Origin of the sequence: Listeria rocourtiae FSL F6-920 (assembly GCF_000525975.1) — a bacterium.
In the GTDB taxonomy this organism is placed as follows: Bacteria; Bacillota; Bacilli; order Lactobacillales; family Listeriaceae; genus Listeria_A; species Listeria_A rocourtiae.
In genome coordinates this window covers 1-1,044 of the sequence record NZ_AODK01000056.1, presented here as the reverse complement: position 1 = coordinate 1,044, position 1,044 = coordinate 1, and the positions used below count along the sequence as shown (strand labels likewise).

1 protein-coding gene, 2 tRNA genes and 2 rRNA genes are annotated in these 1,044 nt (G+C 44.0%); all 5 read left to right on the top strand.

All coding sequences use genetic code 11. From position 1 onward, the window contains the following. Positions 1 to 78, top strand: a 5S ribosomal RNA gene (gene rrf, locus PROCOU_RS16800); the annotation flags it as partial. 10 nt (positions 79 to 88) lie between these two features. After that, positions 89 to 161 (top strand) — tRNA-Asn (locus PROCOU_RS14670). Positions 162 to 215: 54 nt separating this feature from the next. Beyond that, positions 216 to 288: transfer RNA gene (locus PROCOU_RS14665), tRNA-Thr, on the top strand. A gap of 18 nt (positions 289 to 306) precedes the next feature. Then, positions 307 to 422, top strand: a 5S ribosomal RNA gene (rrf, locus tag PROCOU_RS14660). A gap of 76 nt (positions 423 to 498) precedes the next feature. Continuing rightward, on the top strand, positions 499 to 1,044 hold the full coding sequence (locus PROCOU_RS14655; RefSeq protein ID WP_051994438.1) for a DNA glycosylase AlkZ-like family protein: 546 nt from the start codon (positions 499 to 501) through the stop codon (positions 1,042 to 1,044).

The window sequence follows — 1,044 nt, the reverse complement described above, 5'->3', positions numbered from 1 at the left end:
CCCGAACACGGAAGTTAAGCTTTTCAGCGCCGATGGTAGTAGGGGGCTTCCCCCTGTGAGAGTAGGTCGTCGCCGGGCAATGTATTATTCCACAGTAGCTCAGTTGGTAGAGCAATCGGCTGTTAACCGATCGGTCGCAAGTTCGAGTCTTGCCTGTGGAGCCTTTTTGTTTATTAAGAATTTTTGAGGTGTGTTAGAAGTCTGATTTTGTCAGTGCTTCCATAGCTCAGTAGGTAGAGCACTTCCATGGTAAGGAAGAGGTCACCAGTTCGAATCTGGTTGGAAGCTTAGTATATATAAATAATGTCTGGTGATTACTGCGAGAAGGTCACACCCGTTCCCATCCCGAACACGGAAGTTAAGTTTCTCAGCGCCGATGGTAGTAGGGGGCTTCCCCCTGTGAGAGTAGGTCGTTGCCAGGCGATTGATGTAATATAGTCTATGAAATCGTAATTGATTTATAGACTATTTTTTTATGTTTTGATTGGAGGTGGTGTTTTGGATTTGAATTGGATTAGGAATACACGGATTGCTAATACGGGATTAGGGAATTGCTTTGAGTCTGCCGAGGATTGCCTGGCTAGCTTGATAGGAATTCAGGCACAGTATCAGCAGTTTGGTGAGATTAGTTTGTTTCATCGTGTGAATGGTTTGTCGAGGAATATGTTGGATGAGAAGTATAGTAAGAATGAGATTATTAAGCTGTGGGGACAACGGACGACTGTGCATCTGTATGTCCCAGAAGATTGGGTTAATTTGAATGCTATTTATTCACCTCGCAGGACGTGGGTTAGGAAGCATTGTGAGGAATTAGGTGTTGATTTGGATGAGTTATTGGACCGAATCGATGTGCTTGGAAGGTCACAACGCTTTGTATCAAAGGAGGAGTTGGCTGTTTTGATGGGAAATCAGGCCAAAAAATTGATGACTTGGGGTGGAGTCTTGATTGAATCTTCTTTGCTGGGTCAGATTTATGCTGTGCCGGAAAGACCTAGTACGAAATTTTTATGCACATCGAAAATGGGTGGATGGAATTTCGACTGA